This is a genomic window from Nostoc sp. CALU 546 (genome assembly GCF_048836525.1).
Genome location: NZ_JAWJTF010000020.1, coordinates 47,275 through 64,057 on the forward strand (window position 1 = coordinate 47,275; position 16,783 = coordinate 64,057).

19 protein-coding genes are annotated in these 16,783 nt (G+C 41.8%); 7 read left to right on the plus strand and 12 right to left on the minus strand.

Going from position 1 to position 16,783, the window contains the following annotated elements:
* The first annotated feature begins 231 nt into the window (after positions 1-231).
* From RRG12_RS12670 to RRG12_RS12695, 6 genes are all read left to right on the plus strand, one after another.
* On the plus strand, positions 232-813 hold the full coding sequence (locus RRG12_RS12670) for a KaiA family protein (RefSeq protein ID WP_420759525.1): 582 nt from the start codon (positions 232-234) through the stop codon (positions 811-813).
* Between the two features lie 104 nt (positions 814-917).
* On the plus strand, positions 918-1,232 hold the full coding sequence (gene kaiB, locus RRG12_RS12675; RefSeq protein ID WP_069069132.1) for a circadian clock protein KaiB: 315 nt from the start codon (positions 918-920) through the stop codon (positions 1,230-1,232).
* Positions 1,233-1,293: 61 nt separating this feature from the next.
* Positions 1,294-2,856, plus strand: coding sequence for a circadian clock protein KaiC (kaiC, locus tag RRG12_RS12680; protein WP_069069131.1), 1,563 nt, complete (start codon positions 1,294-1,296; stop codon positions 2,854-2,856).
* Positions 2,857-2,959: 103 nt separating this feature from the next.
* Positions 2,960-5,152 (plus strand): TolC family protein, encoded by a 2,193-nt coding sequence (locus tag RRG12_RS12685; RefSeq protein WP_420759526.1) that lies wholly within the window; start codon positions 2,960-2,962, stop codon positions 5,150-5,152.
* A gap of 244 nt (positions 5,153-5,396) precedes the next feature.
* A complete protein-coding gene (locus RRG12_RS12690) occupies positions 5,397-5,774 on the plus strand; it encodes a hypothetical protein (protein WP_069069129.1) in 378 nt (125 codons plus the stop codon).
* A gap of 355 nt (positions 5,775-6,129) precedes the next feature.
* Complete coding sequence (locus RRG12_RS12695; RefSeq protein WP_069069128.1) at positions 6,130-7,821, plus strand: NAD-binding protein; 1,692 nt, start codon at positions 6,130-6,132, stop codon at positions 7,819-7,821.
* 73 nt (positions 7,822-7,894) lie between these two features.
* Here the strand turns inward: RRG12_RS12695 and RRG12_RS12700 are convergent, their stop codons facing one another.
* The 3 genes from RRG12_RS12700 to RRG12_RS12710 all read right to left on the minus strand — a co-directional run bounded on the left by RRG12_RS12700 (position 7,895) and on the right by RRG12_RS12710 (position 9,840).
* The gene (locus tag RRG12_RS12700) at positions 7,895-8,860 is read right to left on the minus strand and encodes a DNA-methyltransferase (protein ID WP_420759527.1); all 966 of its coding nucleotides are present in this window, start codon (positions 8,858-8,860) and stop codon (positions 7,895-7,897) included.
* 369 nt (positions 8,861-9,229) lie between these two features.
* Positions 9,230-9,616 (minus strand): type II toxin-antitoxin system VapC family toxin, encoded by a 387-nt coding sequence (locus tag RRG12_RS12705; RefSeq protein ID WP_420759528.1) that lies wholly within the window; start codon positions 9,614-9,616, stop codon positions 9,230-9,232.
* A complete protein-coding gene (locus tag RRG12_RS12710; RefSeq protein ID WP_420759529.1) occupies positions 9,613-9,840 on the minus strand; it encodes a type II toxin-antitoxin system Phd/YefM family antitoxin in 228 nt (75 codons plus the stop codon). The genes RRG12_RS12705 and RRG12_RS12710 overlap by 4 nt, the downstream gene beginning before the upstream one ends.
* 98 nt (positions 9,841-9,938) lie before the next feature.
* Between RRG12_RS12710 and RRG12_RS12715 the strand changes: the two genes are divergently transcribed.
* Positions 9,939-10,382, plus strand: coding sequence for a DUF29 domain-containing protein (locus RRG12_RS12715; RefSeq protein ID WP_420759530.1), 444 nt, complete (start codon positions 9,939-9,941; stop codon positions 10,380-10,382).
* Positions 10,383-10,437: 55 nt separating this feature from the next.
* Here the strand turns inward: RRG12_RS12715 and RRG12_RS12720 are convergent, their stop codons facing one another.
* From RRG12_RS12720 to RRG12_RS12760, 9 genes are all read right to left on the minus strand, one after another.
* Entirely contained in the window at positions 10,438-10,740 is a 303-nt protein-coding gene (locus RRG12_RS12720; protein ID WP_420759531.1) for a hypothetical protein, read from the minus strand.
* Between the two features lie 79 nt (positions 10,741-10,819).
* Positions 10,820-11,104: a hypothetical protein gene (locus RRG12_RS12725; RefSeq protein WP_012407730.1), complete on the minus strand. Its 285-nt coding sequence runs from the start codon at positions 11,102-11,104 to the stop codon at positions 10,820-10,822.
* Positions 11,094-11,375 carry a BrnT family toxin gene (locus RRG12_RS12730; RefSeq protein ID WP_420759532.1) on the minus strand — a complete coding sequence of 94 codons (282 nt, stop codon included), beginning with the start codon at positions 11,373-11,375 and terminating at the stop codon, positions 11,094-11,096. The genes RRG12_RS12725 and RRG12_RS12730 overlap by 11 nt, the downstream gene beginning before the upstream one ends.
* A gap of 128 nt (positions 11,376-11,503) precedes the next feature.
* The gene (locus RRG12_RS12735) at positions 11,504-11,626 is read right to left on the minus strand and encodes a hypothetical protein (protein ID WP_420759533.1); all 123 of its coding nucleotides are present in this window, start codon (positions 11,624-11,626) and stop codon (positions 11,504-11,506) included.
* Positions 11,623-12,741: a TIR domain-containing protein gene (locus tag RRG12_RS12740; RefSeq protein ID WP_420759534.1), complete on the minus strand. Its 1,119-nt coding sequence runs from the start codon at positions 12,739-12,741 to the stop codon at positions 11,623-11,625. Before RRG12_RS12740 ends, RRG12_RS12735 begins: the two co-directional genes overlap by 4 nt.
* A 122-nt stretch (positions 12,742-12,863) precedes the next feature.
* Complete coding sequence (gene typA / locus RRG12_RS12745; RefSeq protein ID WP_420759535.1) at positions 12,864-14,654, minus strand: translational GTPase TypA; 1,791 nt, start codon at positions 14,652-14,654, stop codon at positions 12,864-12,866.
* 50 nt (positions 14,655-14,704) lie between these two features.
* Positions 14,705-14,908 carry a hypothetical protein gene (locus RRG12_RS12750; protein ID WP_141699663.1) on the minus strand — a complete coding sequence of 68 codons (204 nt, stop codon included), beginning with the start codon at positions 14,906-14,908 and terminating at the stop codon, positions 14,705-14,707.
* A gap of 155 nt (positions 14,909-15,063) precedes the next feature.
* Positions 15,064-15,291, minus strand: coding sequence for a hypothetical protein (locus RRG12_RS12755; protein ID WP_069069118.1), 228 nt, complete (start codon positions 15,289-15,291; stop codon positions 15,064-15,066).
* A 77-nt stretch (positions 15,292-15,368) separates the two neighbouring features.
* The coding region (locus RRG12_RS12760; RefSeq protein ID WP_420759536.1) for a CHAT domain-containing protein at positions 15,369-16,783 on the minus strand (1,415 nt) is incomplete at its 5' end.

Here is a 16,783-nt window from a genome sequence, read left to right on the forward strand (position 1 = left end):
TGTGTCTTGCTATCCCCACAAATCCTTCATCATCAAATACCTACTAAGTCTTACTACTCAGTTGTTGCACTTTTGTTGTTGAGTGGCTAGCACTATCTGCTAACACAGAGCGTTATTTTTGGGTGGAATCACCAGTTTACTACACACCCAGTATTCCCCTAGAAGCGTTAGCCAAACTTATCAGCACACGTTTCTTGGTCAGGAAGATCAAGGAGATATATTCAAGAGTAAATGTTATTACCGATATTGATTCTGCCGCCTAATGTTAACAAATGTTTAGATAATCCAGTTGACTTAACCAACCAAAAAGGTTTGAGGACGTTGGTGTGGAGGTTTATTGACGCGATTATTGCCAAATTTTCCTACCTACCTGTTGCTGCAACTACCACTGGAAAAATCAACTATTTACCAAATTGGCCGCAACAAAATCCAAGTAAGCCATACACTAGCAAATACATCTATGTATTTGCCAGTCAGATGCAAAAAAGCCAGCAGCATTTCCAGGAGATGACTCCAGCAGAAAGGCAAGGATTATTAAGACAGCTTAAATTAGATTACAGCCTGATCCTTATAGATTATTTTACCACAGACAAAACACTCAAAGAAAAAATTGATAAATTTATCAATACTATATTTTATGCTAATATTCCTGTGCCCCAAATCATCGAAATTCACATGGAGGTAATTGAAGAATTTTCTAACCAGCTAAAATTAGAAGGAAGGAGCAATGAAACCTTACTTGATTACCGTTTAACTTTGATAGACATCCTGGCTCACCTGTGCGAAGTCTATAGGAGTTCCATTCCTAAATAAAGTAAAATTATCTATGTTTTCCTTGGAACAAGCTACTGCTGTAAGTTATTCCCAAATTGCGATCGCATATTGTATTTCTATTATGATGACTAGCCATTAAGTATATGATTAAAGCCAGAAAAACCTACGTTCTTAAGCTTTACGTAGCAGGGAACACCCCTAATTCAGTCCGGGCATTAAAAACACTCAAAGATATTTTAGAACAGGAATTTGAAGGTGTTTATGCTTTAAAAGTGATCGATGTGCTAAAAAGCCCACAACTGGCGGAAGAAGATAAAATATTGGCGACGCCAACACTATCGAAAATTTTACCCCCACCTGTTCGCAAAATTATCGGGGATCTTTCAGATAGAGAAAGAGTATTGATTGGATTAGATTTGCTCTATGAAGAACTGAGTGAAGAAGATTTTGAAGAGTAAGATTTTAATCATAAAAAATTAGTAATAAAAAACAGGTTTAAAACCAATTTCTTATTAAGCAATGACTGAAAACGATCAAGTAGAACCAAAGCAAGCACCAAAAATTGGGGGTGTAGAAAAAATTCGGACGATGATTGAGGGGTTTGACGATATCAGTCATGGTGGTTTACCAATTGGTAGAACCACCTTGATCAGTGGCACATCCGGCACAGGTAAAACTTTATTCTCTCTTCAATTTCTTTATAACGGTATCACCTACTTTGATGAAGCAGGAGTATTTGTAACCTTTGAGGAATCACCGAGTGATATTATTAAAAATGCCCATGTTTTTGGTTGGAATTTGCCGCGCTTAATTGAAGAAGGCAAGTTGTTTATTCTGGATGCATCTCCCGATCCGGAAGGTCAAGATATAGTTGGAAACTTTGACCTTTCTGCACTCATTGAACGCCTGCAATATGCCATCCGCAAATACAAAGCTAAACGAGTTTCAATCGACTCAATAACAGCAGTATTTCAGCAGTATGAAGCGATGGGAGTAGTGCGACGCGAGATTTTTCGCCTGGTAGCCCGTCTCAAACTGCTGAGTGTCACCACTGTAATTACCACTGAACGTAGTGAAGAATATGGGCCAGTTGCCTCTTTTGGAGTAGAAGAATTTGTTTCTGATAATGTAGTAATTGTTCGCAACGTTTTAGAAGGAGAACGCCGCCGTCGCACAATTGAAATTCTCAAATTGCGCGGCACAACTCACATGAAAGGCGAGTATCCTTTCACAATTACTAATGAAGGAGTTAACATCTTTCCACTGGGAGCAATGCGCTTAACTCAACGATCTTCTAATGTTAGGGTATCTTCTGGTGTTAAAACCTTAGATGAAATGTGCGGTGGTGGTTTCTTTAAAGATTCGATTATTTTGGCAACCGGAGCCACAGGTACGGGCAAAACCTTGTTAGTAAGTAAGTTTATTCAAGATGGCTGCCTCAATGGAGAACAGGCGATATTATTTGCTTATGAAGAATCACGCGCCCAACTATCTCGTAATGCTTCCTCTTGGGGAATTGATTTTGAGGAATTAGAAGATCAAGGTTTACTCAAAATAATCTGTACCTATCCCGAATCAACTGGTTTAGAAGACCACTTACAAATTATTAAATCAGAAATTTCTGTCTTCAAACCAACTCGCATCGCCATTGATTCCCTTTCGGCACTAGCTAGAGGAGTGAGCAATAATGCATTTCGGCAGTTTGTAATTGGTGTAACAGGTTATGCTAAACAAGAAGAAATTACTGGTTTCTTTACTAACACAACTGACCAATTTCTGGGAGCGCATTCGATTACTGACTCTCATATCTCTACGATCACCGACACAATTATAATGTTACAGTACGTAGAAATTCGTGGAGAAATGTCGCGGGCAATTAACGTATTTAAAATGAGAGGTTCGTGGCACGATAAGGGAATTCGTGAGTATAATATCACTGCTGACGGGCCCGATATTAAAGATTCTTTCCGGAACTACGAACGGATTATCAGCGGTGCTCCTACTCGCGTTAGTATCGATGAAAAGGCGGAACTTTCTCGCATTGTTAGACGTTTTGAAGACAAACAGAGTTCCGAACCCTAAATTTAGTATCGTAGTATATTCTTTCCTAAGTTTAGTATCGTGCTATATTCTGTGGTGAAGAAAGGTTTTCTGCCGCTAGATTGATTTTCGTGTGAGGGATGCGGTGAAAGGACAGCAATTATTTTTTTATAGCTTCTTACCTGGTGTAACGGCAGCGGTCTTAACAACTCAGCCTGCTTGGGCTGGTACTGCAAAACTAACTGGGTCACAACTGGCGTCTTCTCCTAGCGTTTTGACTTCTACTTATGGTCAAGACTTGGTTGTGGACACCATGAATACACAACTGCCTAAAGGTACAGATGTTAGTGTTCCGACCATAGTACCTGCTTTTGGTTTCACTAAACTTAGTCTGAAACCTTTAAGTAATAACAGTATTCCAGTATTCACGACTGAAAATACCGTTGTGCCAATAAAACAAGTACTTAAGAAAGACGAAGGTAGATTTTTCAGTTTGACATCTACCTCTAATTCTTCCCAACAGCTTGATGTCAGCCGTTCTGCTCAAAATAACAAAAAACAGAGTAATTCCAGCGTATCTGGGCAGAAATTAAAGAAGATAGTAGTTCCTAACTACACTTCAAAACCCTCTTCTGTCCAAAAAGAAATTTTGTCCCTGTCTTCTGCACAGCAGCCAGTGGCTCAAAAGGTAAATACTGTTACTGAATTACAGACATTTTTACAAACTTCAGCTACAGGTGTAGGTTCAGCAAAACTGTTGTCAGCCCAAAGATGTCCACAGGAGTTAGGCAAAAGCAAAAGGGATTCCTTGGCTGCTTTGCTAACGGCCTCAAGCACCTGCTTACAACAAAATGCAATTGGCCGCCTCGCTCAGAGCAATACCCCAATTCCGGCAGATTCAACGCCAACTCCCACTGCGCCGGAAACTGTAATTCCTGCACCAGCGGATTCAGTGCAACCTAGCACTGAGCCGAGAACCGTAACTCCTGTGCCGTCAGGGGCGGTGCAAATTCCTGATAACCTGATTCCTAACTCAAATCCTTTGCAATTTCCCACTAAACCGGAGGAAGTGAGACTTCAGGAAAATCAGCCGATTACTTTGGCACAGGCTTTGGAGTTAGCACGGCGTAACAATCGAGATTTACAGGTGACTATATTGGAGCTAGAACGCAATCGATCTGCTCTAAAAGAGGCGCAAGCCGCTTTGTTGCCGACTCTTGATGTTAGTACGGATATTACTCGCAGTCAGTCTGCTGGTAGTCAGCTCTCGTCGGAACTGCAAGAACAACAGACGGGCATAGCATCTCCAGATGAAGCTGGTACATCTTTTTCCGGTCAAGCTCAACTTTCATATAACATCTACACTTCTGGGAGAGTGCGAGCTAGTGTCAGAGCGGCTGAAGAACAGGTACGTTTCAGCGAGTTGGCTGTAGAAACTCAGTCTGAGATAATCCGTTTGAATGTTGCCACTGACTACTACAATCTGCAACAAGCGGATGAACAAGTACGCATTGCCCAGTCGGCTGTGCAAAACTCCGAGGCTAGTTTGCGCGATGCAGAAGCTTTAGAGCGAGCAGGAGTTGGTACACGGTTCGATGTGTTGCGATCGCAGGTGAATTTAGCAAATGCCCAACAAGATTTGACTAATGCTAGATCCCAGCAGACAATTTCCCGTCGTCAATTAGCAACTCGGATAAGTTTGCCCCAAGCGGTAAATATCAGTGCTGCTGACCCTGTACAATTAGCTGGTCTTTGGAACCCGTCGCTAGAACAAAGTATTGTGCTGGCTTTTCAAAATCGCCCCGAACTGCAACAGCAGTTGGCACAACGCAATATCAGTGAGCAACAGCGTCGGCAGGCCCTTGGGGAAATAGGCCCTCAAGTGAGTTTGGTAGCCAGCTATAACCTACTAGATCAGTTCGATGATGGTGTCAGCGTTACTGACGGTTATTCATTGGGAGTTAGAGCAAGCCTAAATTTGTATGATGGAGGAGCAGCAAGAGCAAGGGCGGCTCAATCAAAAGTTAATATTGCGATCGCAGAAACTCAATTTGCTGAACAGCGCAACCAAATTCGCTTTCAGGTAGAACAAGCCTATTCTACCCAGCAATCTAGCTTGGAGAATGTTCAAACCGCTAATACCGCTTTAGAACAAGCTAGAGAAGCTCTACGTTTAGCACGTTTGCGATTCCAAGCTGGTGTCGGCACTCAAACTGATGTCATTAACTCTGAAAACGACCTCACAAGGGCTGAAGGTAATCGAGTCACAGCAATTTTGGATTATAACCGCGCTTTAGCTCAGTTACAAAGGTCTGTTACCCTCAGAGCACTACGCTAGTATTGCTTGACTTAGAGCAGTTTTCTTTTGCATGAAGTACAAAGCTATCGGTTTGGCAGAAGGCAGGGGGCAGAAGGCAGGGGGCAGGAGGTAGAAACTCTTTATTTCAGTTACTTGCAAACTGCTGTATCTTCAAATTAAAAATTCTAAAAGCCTCATTGAAAGATGAGGCTTTTTGATAACAAGAATTTTGTGAAATGATGTAGCATAACTGAGTGTTCATCGCTCGCCTTGTCAAAGACTCATGACCAAAGTAACATCTCAAGAAATTGCACAGTTTCGCTCTCAATTAGCAGATGATCCCAGCGATATGGAAGCGCTGGATTTGATTGAAGACTGTGATGGAGATTTAGAAGATGCGGCGATGACGCTAGCTATCCGAGCAGGACAACAACCAGAAAGAGCAAATGCCGAGTGGTTAGATGCTTTGGCTAGAAAATGGCGTGCGGTCATTTGCGAACAAGAATATCGGGAAGATTTGCTGAATACTTCACCTCAAAAAATGATGGAACGTCTAAAAGCAATGCCGACATTTCCGAAGATTTTGGCAACGCCAGTTTTGATTTATGTCCTCAAGCAAGGCGTAAACAATTTTTGTGAGCCACTAGATTCGCTAAAGTGATCAGCTTATGTATATTTACTTGTGCGATGCCTGCGGCGGGCTACGCCTACGCGATTTGCAGTTGAATTCAATACAGACGTGAAGAAGGCAGGATTGACATACTCCCCAGCCTTGAAAAGTGGGGATTCTGGGGTAATAAGTAATAAGTAATGAGTAAATACCCATTTCTGATCCACTCATTACTTCTAACTCCTAACTCCTAACTCCTAACTCATTACTCATTACTTTCTTTCTAGTTTCTACCTCTAATTAAAACAATCGTGTTGTCAGCTACAGTTATCTTCCAACAAAGTGGGCAACAATATTAATAAATAACTAGAAATGCAGCCCTACCTGTAAAAGATGCTGCCGTTTCATGAAACCCCGAATTATTGTTTGTGGCTTAGGACGTACCGGATATAAAACCTTTCGTTTGCTGAGACACCAGGGAGCCTTCGTTGTTGGCATTCATCACCAATCTGTCCCCGGCGAAACAGCAGGAGATGTGATTGTTGGCGATTTACAAGCAGCTTCTACCCTAACAGCAGCAGGAGTTCAACAGGCGCACACTTTAGTCATCGCTGGATCTAAAGATGCTCTGAATTTGTCTATTATGATGCAAGCGCGGGTACTGAATCCCCAGATTCGGATTATCAACCGTTTTTATAATACAAATTTGGGCGAGCGCCTAGATCAAAGTTTGCCAGACCATTTGAGTATGAGTGTTGTCGGATTAGCAGCACCCGTATTCACCTTTGCAGCACTGGGAAACCGAGCGATCGGACAAATCAAATTATTTCAGCAAACTTGGCCGATTCACGAAGAATACATTGATGAAAAGCACTTCTGGAAGGGTCGAAAGCTGAGTGAATTGTGGGAAGACCGATCGCGGATGCTAATTTATTACTTGCCAGTAAAAGGTGAGATGGATTTGGTGTCAGCCGTCATATCTGGACAAGAGATAAAAGTAGGCGATCGCTTAATTGTTGGCACTCAACCCCGCATCCGTTCCCCACGGAGATCATTAATTAGAAAACTGCTGAAAGTCCTGACTAATTTTAGGCAGTTTCAGCAACATGGGCGATCGGTTGTGGTGGGTGCTATTGTCCTATTGGCGGTTATTCTCATTGCTACACTCACCTATATGTCGGCTGAGTTGAGTTTGTCTCCTGTCGATGCTCTATATTTTTCTGTAGGCATGATTACTGGAGCAGGTGGGAATGACAAAGTAGTAGAAAATGCTCCTAACAGTATTAAGTTATTTACCGTTGTGATGATGCTGGTTGGAGCAGTGGTGATTGGTATTTGGTATGCCATGCTCACCGATTTTGTCTTGGGAAGCCGCTTTAAGCAATTTTGGGATGCAGCCCGAATTCCCCAGCGATATCACTACATTGTCTGTGGCTTGAGTGGTATTGGGGTGAGAATTGTCCAGCAACTCCACGCCAGCGGACATGAAGTTGTAGTGGTTGAACCTGATTCCAACAACAAATATATCAACACTGCCCGCGAACTCGGTATCCCCGTGATTCAGGGCGATGCCAGTTTCCGTACAATACTCAAAGCCAGCAATATAGAATCTGCCGCCGCAGTCCTTGCTGTTACTAGCAATGATGCGACCAATCTGGAAATTGCCCTCAAAGCCAAAGGTTTGACACCCAGCATTCCGGTGATTGTTCATTACGCCGATCCTGATTTTGCTGGCATAGCGCAACAGCTATTTGGCTTCGAGGCCGTACTGAGTCCGGCTGAACTAGCCGCCCCAGCCTTTGCCGCCGCTGCACTAGGAGGACGCATCCTTGGCAATGGCATCACAGCGGATAGTCTTTGGGTAGCTTTTGCAACTGTGATTACACCTTCACACGCCTTTTGTGGTCAATGGGTGAAAGATGTAGCTATGTCTGCTGACTGTGTACCTTTATATGTAGAAACAAATCACCAAACTCTTCATGGCTGGGATTTGCTAGAAACTAACCTCAGCGCTGGTGATGTTTTATATATGACAATGCCAGCGACACGGCTATATCAATTGTGGCGGGATGAGCAAGTTCATGAAGCAAATGCTTAAGGCGATCGCAGACAATAGTAATACCATTTCATTGAGTGTCAAATTTAATCTTCATTTACCAAATCCTCTAGCCTCATCGGATAGACTCTCTTCGTTCTGCATTTTTACGATCAAAGGCTATCCATTCTTCCTTTGTCATCCGACGGACATTTTCTAATCGTTTAGTTGCCCAACAGTTGTACTCAATATTTAAATCGCATCCCATCCAACGACGGTTAAGTTGCTCTGCAACCACAAGAGTTGTTCCTGAACCTGAAAATGGGTCAATGACCAAATCTCCTTCATTGGATGATGCAAGAACAAATTTTCTCAATAATTCTTCTGGCTTTTGAGTTGGATGGGGTGTTGTCTCACCCATTCCATTACAAGTAGTAGGAATTTCTATTACGTCTTTAGGTTTTGCACCTCTTGGGTTAGGTGTCCAGTTATTGTGTTTTTTGATTGCTCCTTTTCCATAGGCGCTTGTCTGTGCTTGCGGGTGAGATGGATATTTTAATGTATGTGCCCCATAAGGAATTCGCACATCATCAATACTTACTTTAACGGCATCAGATTTCCGAAAATGAATGATGCTTTCATGAGAACGTCCCCAATCACTACCTAAGTTAGCCTTGTTCTTATAGTGCCAAATTAACCAACGACAATTTTTAAAATATTTTGATGCTGGATGCTTTAAATCAGCTAAGATTTCGGAAAAACCACAAATATAAAAAGAGCCAGTTGACTTTAGGATACGTGAAGCTTGACTAATCCATTGAATTGACCACTCAATATATTTCTCTTGATTTTCAAAGTTGTCCCAGTCAGCTTTTTTAATGTTATAAGGTGGATCAGCAAAAACTAAATCAACGCTTTCATTATCAAGCGATGCAAGCCAATCAATTGAATTACCTTGATAAAGTTGTCCATGAGGATGTGTGTATTGCAGTTGAAATCCTTGGGTTAAAGGTTGTAACTCTTGTTCACTGACTTGTTGCTTTGCGACTCTAACATCTAGGGAAATTTCTGCTATGTTCAACGCACTATTAGAACTGACCATTGTCGTTCATTCTCCGCTACTTACACAAACATCCGGTGTCAAATTATCTTACAGAAGACGCCGTGATCCAGTACCTTTGCAGCAAGATACAATGCGTTAGCGCCGCTTACCGTAAGTATCGTGCTTTTTGTAACTGTAATTTTTCCTTGCGTCAACCCAATATTTTTCATAATTCGGTTACAAGCGGAAGTGGGTCAGTTGTTGAAACCAGTGGCATTTTGAGATCAAGATTGTTCTAGTCTTACCTTTTTAGTATAGGCTGAAGCTGATACTAGTCTTGAGCATCGCTTGCCGTCGTAGGCATCACTTTCCGACCTGAACTTTTGCCAATAACTTAATAACTTCTATTGTGTATAAATGTGGTACGATTCACCACAATATCTGCACGGGATAACTTTCAAACACACTGTCTTTAGTAATTATAGGTATGCTATCTACTAAACTTTGAGAAATTATGAGCCGATCAAATGGATCTTTATGGTAAAAAGGTAACTTTGCTAACTCATCTAAATGTTCTGGTCGTATTTCAAGCAATTCAATAGCATTACCATAAACTTGTTGCTTGACCAACTCGGTAAAAGTCATTTCCAGTTTTAGCTTGTCGATACTGACCTTGATAGAAATTTCCCAAAGACTCGCAATGCTCAAAAATCTTTGATTTCCCCGATCTTCAATCAAGTTTTTTGCTGTGTCACTGAGGTTTAAACTGCCCTCAATAAACCATAAAAACGTATGAGTGTCGAGCAGGAGCCTCATTGAGCGTATTCCTCAAAATCTGCCAACGGCTCATCAAAATCATCTGACATTTTTACTAAACCTCTAGCACTACCAAACTTTGGGCGTGCTTCTACTCCACCAAGCGGCACAATTCTGAAAGATGTCCCATCATTACGCGTGATGATGACTTCTTCTCCACCAGCCGCCTCTTCAATTAATTCTGCTAGGTGAGTCTCAGCTTCTTTCAAATTAACTTGGTGCATTGATAGTCTTTACCAGTTCTCTGGATTTTGGTGGTTTGCATCTATAAATTTATAATTATATATGATTAGATTATGGAACGTAGGTAGAAGGTAAAAATATGACAATTACTACCAACTTAAAGCAACTTTATGAAACCGATGAGAATTTATGGTTAGAAAAAACTATTGAATTATTAAAACAAAAACAGTTTAACCAACTTGATTTAGAAAACTTAATTGAGGAATTAATCAGTTTGGGCAAAAGAGATTTAGCTAAAGCCAAAGGTCTTTTAAGGCAAATTATTATTCATATATTATTACTCCAATATTGGCAGATAGAATATGAGAGAAACTATCGTCATTGGATTGGAGAAATCAAAACCTTTAGATATGACTTAAATAATCATTTAACGACGAATTTAATAAACAAGTTACAGGATGATTTAGAGAATATTTATCAAAGTGCGGTTGATTTTGTGAAAATTAAAACCGATTTAACTATTTTTCTAGAAAAGTGTCCTTACACTCTTGTTCAATTACTAGATGAAAATTATTTACCTTAAAGATATCAGTCTTATCTAATTTTTGGGAAACAAAAGTAGTACCGAGAGGCGATGTCTACGACTCTAGCCCTTGTTGCCGATACTTGTCGAGTAGGAGTTGCTGATAATTACTGACTGATTCAGGTGGAGATACCTCTAGGGAATCCACAGCCTCAAACCATTGTGACCATTTTTCCACAAGTGGTTCACCAGGCTGACTCTCAGCAATTTTAACTTGATGTTTGTGGATAACAAAATCAATGAAATCGGTCACTTCTTGCAAGAGTGGTTCAGAAAGTTGCTGCAATTTTGCGTTAGCGAAGCTCGCCGTTCGCGTAGCGTCTCGTAGAGAAGGCATCGCAGTTTCACGAATAGTCATGAGAATAATCCTTTTTCAGTCCTCTTCATTTTGACTCAAAGATTTTACTAAATGCACGGCAAGGGCGATCGCAATTGCACTATTTTTGAGTAACTTCACTGAGGGCTTCATGGATAACCTCATCGCTAACACCATGACGCTTCAAGCTAGCAATCAGTGCTGAGATAGTATCATCCTCTAGTCGTTCCAGATCAACTCTTAGCCCTTGTCCAATATAGGCACGCATTAACGGCTGATAGCCAGAAAATCCCAGTAATGGCGCTATTCTTTTCAAATCTTCAATGACATCTTCGGGAATACGAATTGTGATTGTAGTCATTGGACGATTTTTATCGAGTCGCTTTTTCAGTGCTTCAGCCTTCATAATATTCTCGCTCCTTGCGTGTTGCTTTACGAGCTGAAATGATCCGAATTATGTCGTTTTCACGTTCAATGTAGACGACATACAGAAGATTCCACCGTTTGTCTAAGCCAATAACAGCATCTCTTTGTTCATCATTGCGACTTGCATCAACAACCACTAAAAACGGATCAAAAAATACCTCTGTGGCTTGCTGAAATGTCACGCCATCATGATTGCTAGGATTTATCCAAGCTTTTTCTTCGTTCCAAACGAAAGTGACACCATTAAGCACGAAATACACATCCATACCTTACATAGTAGATATTGTGTATTTACGTTGTCAATACGTTTTATGAAATAGAGATATTTCCGTAAGGGCGATGTCTACGACGGGCGTAGATGCAGCACTGTAAATCTCTGCTATGGTTTTGCGATCGCAGTTTCACGAATATTCATAGGAATAATCCTTTTTAAGTCCTCTTCATTGTTACTCAAAGATTTGACTAAATGCACGGCAAGGGCGATCGCTTCCCACGCGTTCACACCAAGCCTTCACGCTCAAGAACCATACGAACATCCTCAAAACAAGCTTTAATGTTCCCGCGTGGAAAGTTAATATAACCAAGTCCATCAACATTGGAAAAGTTTTCACAGCCTTCTTCTAAAAGGATAATTGCGCGTTTGAAACCCAAGCGTCCTTGAAAAAGACCTGCTTCATGTATGACATTCATTCTTGCACGGAGCTTCAGATCACTTTGTTCATCTTCACCAGTCATTATCAAAAATGCGATCGCTGCACTATCCAGCATCTGGGATAAGCGCACAGTATTATTGATTCCAGCAATTGGAAGCCGATTGAATTCATCCCAAGGTAGTTTTAATCGCTCACTGATAAAGTCTTTGAGATCCCTCCATAATGGTGAGTGTCCGTGTCCAATAAAGACATGTGTACCTGGCTGAGATGAATACATATAAGTACGAGATTTATTGGTTAAGTGTAATGCTAGCCGATTTGCTATTTTCTTTAAACTTTTTGCGACTGTGGAAGGTGATTGAACAGCCAACAACTGTGCTTGAAGATAAATATGTGGCGGGGTTTGAGAGCCAGACAGTACAGCAACCCTGTCACGCGAAAAAAATTGTCCACCGCCTCGAAGATAATCAACAAACTCTCCTACAGAGGATGTTTTACATAGTTCAGCTTCTTGTTTGAGCCGATCTAGGTATGTGTCTTCTCCACTAGCCAAGCAAGAAAAAATTATCGATATTAATTCTTCTCGTAAATCAGGAATCTCTTCATTTGCATAATTGGCAAGTTCGTTTAGTTGCTCTAACGAAAAATTGATTGCCTTCGATTTTAGAATGTTATAGATAGAATCGAAGTCATATTCACACCAATCACCCCTAGTTTCGTTAGATAATCCATCTGAAAGCCCCCATTCTTGACTAAATCGTGCACCGGGTGGAACTGGTTGAAGTTGGTTGTAATAAACACGGGAATGATATCCAAGCCATGAGCCAGACCAAGATTTTGCTGCTTCGTTAACTGCTTTTTGCAATGCTTTTAGTGACTCAGCTACATCAGAAGATTCAAATTGTACAACGATTTCAGAACAAATAGATTTGATGCGGTCAAGAGAATCACGCAAGTCATCCATCGAAATATATACTCAATCTATGTTTGCGATTTTAAATGTAGTTTAACATTTGAAAAATGTTGTAGTGAACCAACTAAAAAGCCCGCCAATGCGGGCTTTCTAAATCAATTAAGAATTCTTACTTACCGTTTCGCCAACTTCTTCGACATCTTCCGCAGACGAATCGATTGAGGTGTAACTTCCACCAATTCATCGGGGCCAATGTATTCCAAAGCACGTTCTAGGCTCATGTCTATTGGTGCTTGCAACTGAACCAATTCATCACCACCAGCAGCCCGGTGGTTGGTTAACTGCTTGGTTTTACAGATATTCAATTCCAAATCTTGGGAACGATTGTGTTCTCCCACAATCATACCTCTGTAAACCTTTGTGCCAGGAGTAATAAAGAATGCTCCTCTATCTTCGGCATTTCTCATGGCGTAGAAGGTAGAAACGCCTTCTTCAAAGGAGATTAAAACACCCTTGTTACGGGCTTCAATGTCACCACTAAGTTGACGGTAGTCTAAGAAACTGTGGTTCATGATGCCTTCGCCACGAGTCATCCGCATGAATTCACCCCGGAAACCAATCAATCCACGGGCGGGAATCACAAACTCTAACTGGGTGCGATCGCCACTACCTGGTTGCATATCTTGCATTTCGCCTTTGCGTTGTCCCAGGCGTTCAATACAGCTACCCACAGCATCAGCAGGAATGTCTAACACCAAAAGTTCGTAAGGTTCGCAAGGTTGACCGTTGATTTCGCGGTAAATTACCTGTGGCTGAGATACCTGGAACTCGAAGCCTTCCCGGCGCATGGTTTCAATTAAGATACCCAGGTGGAGTTCTCCACGACCGGAAACGAGGAATTTATCTGGAGAATCGGTTTCTTCAACACGCAAAGCAACGTTGGTTTCAAGTTCGCGGAATAGGCGATCGCGAATTTGTCTTGATGTCACCAACTTACCTTCTTGACCAGCAAAGGGCGAATCATTCACCCAGAAGGCCATTTGCAAGGTTGGTTCATCCACTTTAATTAGTGGTAAAGCTTGTGGTTCATTGGGGTCAGTAATCGTTTCCCCAATATAAGCATCGGCGAAACCAGATACCGCGACGATATAACCTGCGGTTGCTTCTTCCATCTCTACGCGCTTCAGTCCATCAAAGCCCATCAATTTGGTAATTTTACCCTTGACAATGGTGCCATCTTCTGTAACTAAAGCCGCTTGCTGTCCTGAGCGGATAGTACCGTTGTGAATTCTGCCAATCACAATCCGTCCCAGATATTCAGAATAATCTAGGGTTGTAACTTGCAATTGCAGAGGCTTATTGCTGTCGCCTACTGGTGGTGGAACGTGTTGCAGAATCGCGTTAAACAGGGGTTGCATATCTACCGATTCTGCTTCCAAGCTTTCCTTGGCGAAACCTGCCATACCAGAGGCAAACAGATAGGTAAAATCACACTGGTCTTCGTCTGCCCCTAATTCCAAGAACAGATCCAAAACTTTATCGACAGCAACGTGAGGGTCAGTTTTACCACGGTCGATTTTGTTGATAATAACAATGGGGCGCAGCCCTTTTTCTAAAGCTTTTTTCAGAACAAAGCGTGTTTGGGGCATGGGGCCTTCGTTGGCATCGACAATCAGAAGACATCCGTCAACCATGCCGAGTACGCGTTCAACTTCGCCACCAAAGTCAGCGTGTCCAGGAGTATCAACAATATTGATTAGCGTTTCTTTGTAGCGAACTGCCGTATTTTTGGACAGGATAGTAATACCCCGTTCCCGTTCTAGGGCGTTGGAGTCCATAACGCAATCCGGAACGTCTTCGCCTTCGCGGAAAATGCCGGATTGTTTGAGGAGTGCGTCAACCAGCGTGGTTTTGCCGTGGTCAACGTGGGCGATAATTGCGACGTTGCGAATTGGGAGCGTCATAGAAACTTTTGGTGAACTCTAGAGGGGGTTTTAAGATTTACATTTGAATGCTAGGCTGTTTTAACAGAACTGGGGATGATCAGCAAATTCTGTAAAGAACCTTTAACAATTCTAGCGTAATCGTCACAATTGCGGGGAGTTTTGTAAACCCCACAATGGAAAAGTGTGGTAATTACGGTGTTAGTGGGACAAAAAAAGCTTCTGTTACAAACAGATATTGTGTGAAGGGCGGTATTGCTTTTGTCATTTGTCATTGGTCATTGGTTATTGGTACATACCCCGTCTCTTGTGGGCGGAAAAACTTCGTCTTTCATCTGACTAATTAAAAGCACGTTCAAGAGTGGGCGTGGTTTCTCTTGGACAAATGACTAATGACAAATGACAAATGACTAATGACAAATGACTAAAATTAATCTTGCTTTAAACCACAGCCTAAACAACGCATACAAACAAAGAAAGCCGCTACAACTGAGATAATCTCAAATACCAATTGAAATGACAAAGGAGCTAGAGAAAATCCCCAAATTAGAGCAATTGTCCCAGTTACCATCGCCGCAATGCGATGAATTTCGTCTTTACTTCTCCAAGCAAATAAAAAAATTCCTAAACCCAATAATAGTAAGACTAAACTACTCATAGATATATTTATTACTTAGAAGCTAAAGGTCAATCGTCTAAAGCTGCAATGCTGACAAAAATTGTTACTTTTCCCAGTTACCAAGGATTACCAACCATTGTGAATCCAGCCCAATAATAAGGATGCATAAGTGATTGTTCAGCTTCATCAACACTGTCAGTCGGTAAAGGCAAGTTCCCGACTACTCCCAAACCTTGTAATTGACCATTCTTTACATAAATCTGCCCTTTGGCCATACCTACCTGAGCCTGTCTGAGAGCTTCTGCCTTAATTGGAGCCGTCTTCAAGTTCTCATAAAATTTTGTCATCAACGCTGCTGTACCAGCATCACTGACCGACCAAAGACTAGCAACAGTAGTTTTCACACCTGCTAGCACTGCTAAACCTGCAAATCCCAATTCGGATTCTTCATCCCCCAAGGCTGTTCTACAAGCACTCAGCACGAGCATTTCAACTTCGGGTTCATTCAAGCGCAACTGTCGTAATTGGTTTAAGCGTAACTTGTCTTCCCACAGTTGAATATAGGAATTACTCAAAGCGCCGGTAGCAAAATCGGCATGGGTTGCCATGTGAATAATCCCAAAAGGTTGTTGGCGGCGGATAGTTTTGAGATTTTCTAAGGTGGCTTGCTTGTCTAACAATAATTTGCCTTGCCAGAGTTTAGACACCAGTGTTGATAACTCAAGGGGGACTGCTGGTAAAGGCTCTTGTCCTTGAGTACTCTGAGAAACTCCCAATGCTAAAATTTGAGATTTTTTAATGTCTTTATAAAGGGTATTACTCAAACTAAGACTAGGCATCAAGCCAATACTGTATTTTTCTACTAGAAACCCCTTACCATCATGAAGCGCTGCCATTGGGGTTGAACGTAACCCAATGTCTGGTAAAAAGACCAGATTGTTGATTTCTCTTGCCTGTAAATCTGCCTCTAGTGGTGCAATAATCCAGCGATAAAGTTGTTGAGATGAACGCAAATAACCAGTGCGGCGACGGTTTTGTGGACTAACTATTTGGTCACGAAATTCTTGAGCTACTTCTAAAACTTTGGCTCTCGTTGTTTTGGGAATACGCTTACGAATGGGGTCACCTTTTGCAGTAACTACGACTATTTCCAGTTCGTCGCTATCTTGTTCTGCGAGGGTGTTCAGATTTTTAGTTCTCTCTGGTACGATTTCCACAGGAACAAAACTGATGTAGATAAATGCAGGTTTTACACCAGTAGCTTCTTCAATTTTGCGAGCAATTTCTTTGGCATCATCTAGTGTTTTGATTCTAGGGGTGGGTATGCCTAAATGGTCGCCAAAATCGTCTGTGAATTTATCTTCGGGGGTAGCATCGGTGTTAATCACAGGGTCACCAATCTTAGGATCTGGGTTACCTGGGTTGGGCGGGTTACCTGGACTGCACTGGAATGAGCAGGGCTGAGGATCGGGAATTTCAGGAGGAATTTCAGGAGGAATCTCAGGAGGAATCTCAGGAGGAATTTCAGGAG

Bases quoted from the DNA above. Each gene is read 5' to 3' on its own strand.
- RRG12_RS12700 (WP_420759527.1), bottom strand. From the start codon at position 8,860: ATGGTCAGTTCTAATAGTGCGTTGAACATAGCAGAAATTTCCCTAGAT.
- RRG12_RS12710 (WP_420759529.1), bottom strand. From the start codon at position 9,840: ATGCACCAAGTTAATTTGAAAGAAGCTGAGACTCACCTAGCAGAATTA.
- RRG12_RS12715 (WP_420759530.1), top strand. From the start codon at position 9,939: ATGACAATTACTACCAACTTAAAGCAACTTTATGAAACCGATGAGAAT.
- RRG12_RS12755 (WP_069069118.1), bottom strand. From the start codon at position 15,291: ATGAGTAGTTTAGTCTTACTATTATTGGGTTTAGGAATTTTTTTATTT.
- RRG12_RS12670 (WP_420759525.1), top strand. From the start codon at position 232: ATGTTATTACCGATATTGATTCTGCCGCCTAATGTTAACAAATGTTTA.
- RRG12_RS12690 (WP_069069129.1), top strand. From the start codon at position 5,397: ATGACCAAAGTAACATCTCAAGAAATTGCACAGTTTCGCTCTCAATTA.
- RRG12_RS12725 (WP_012407730.1), bottom strand. From the start codon at position 11,104: ATGAAGGCTGAAGCACTGAAAAAGCGACTCGATAAAAATCGTCCAATG.
- RRG12_RS12740 (WP_420759534.1), bottom strand. From the start codon at position 12,741: ATGGATGACTTGCGTGATTCTCTTGACCGCATCAAATCTATTTGTTCT.
- typA (WP_420759535.1), bottom strand. From the start codon at position 14,654: ATGACGCTCCCAATTCGCAACGTCGCAATTATCGCCCACGTTGACCAC.
- RRG12_RS12705 (WP_420759528.1), bottom strand. From the start codon at position 9,616: ATGAGGCTCCTGCTCGACACTCATACGTTTTTATGGTTTATTGAGGGC.
- RRG12_RS12750 (WP_141699663.1), bottom strand. From the start codon at position 14,908: ATGACAAATGACAAAAGCAATACCGCCCTTCACACAATATCTGTTTGT.
- RRG12_RS12695 (WP_069069128.1), top strand. From the start codon at position 6,130: ATGAAACCCCGAATTATTGTTTGTGGCTTAGGACGTACCGGATATAAA.
- kaiB (WP_069069132.1), top strand. From the start codon at position 918: ATGATTAAAGCCAGAAAAACCTACGTTCTTAAGCTTTACGTAGCAGGG.
- kaiC (WP_069069131.1), top strand. From the start codon at position 1,294: ATGACTGAAAACGATCAAGTAGAACCAAAGCAAGCACCAAAAATTGGG.
- RRG12_RS12720 (WP_420759531.1), bottom strand. From the start codon at position 10,740: ATGACTATTCGTGAAACTGCGATGCCTTCTCTACGAGACGCTACGCGA.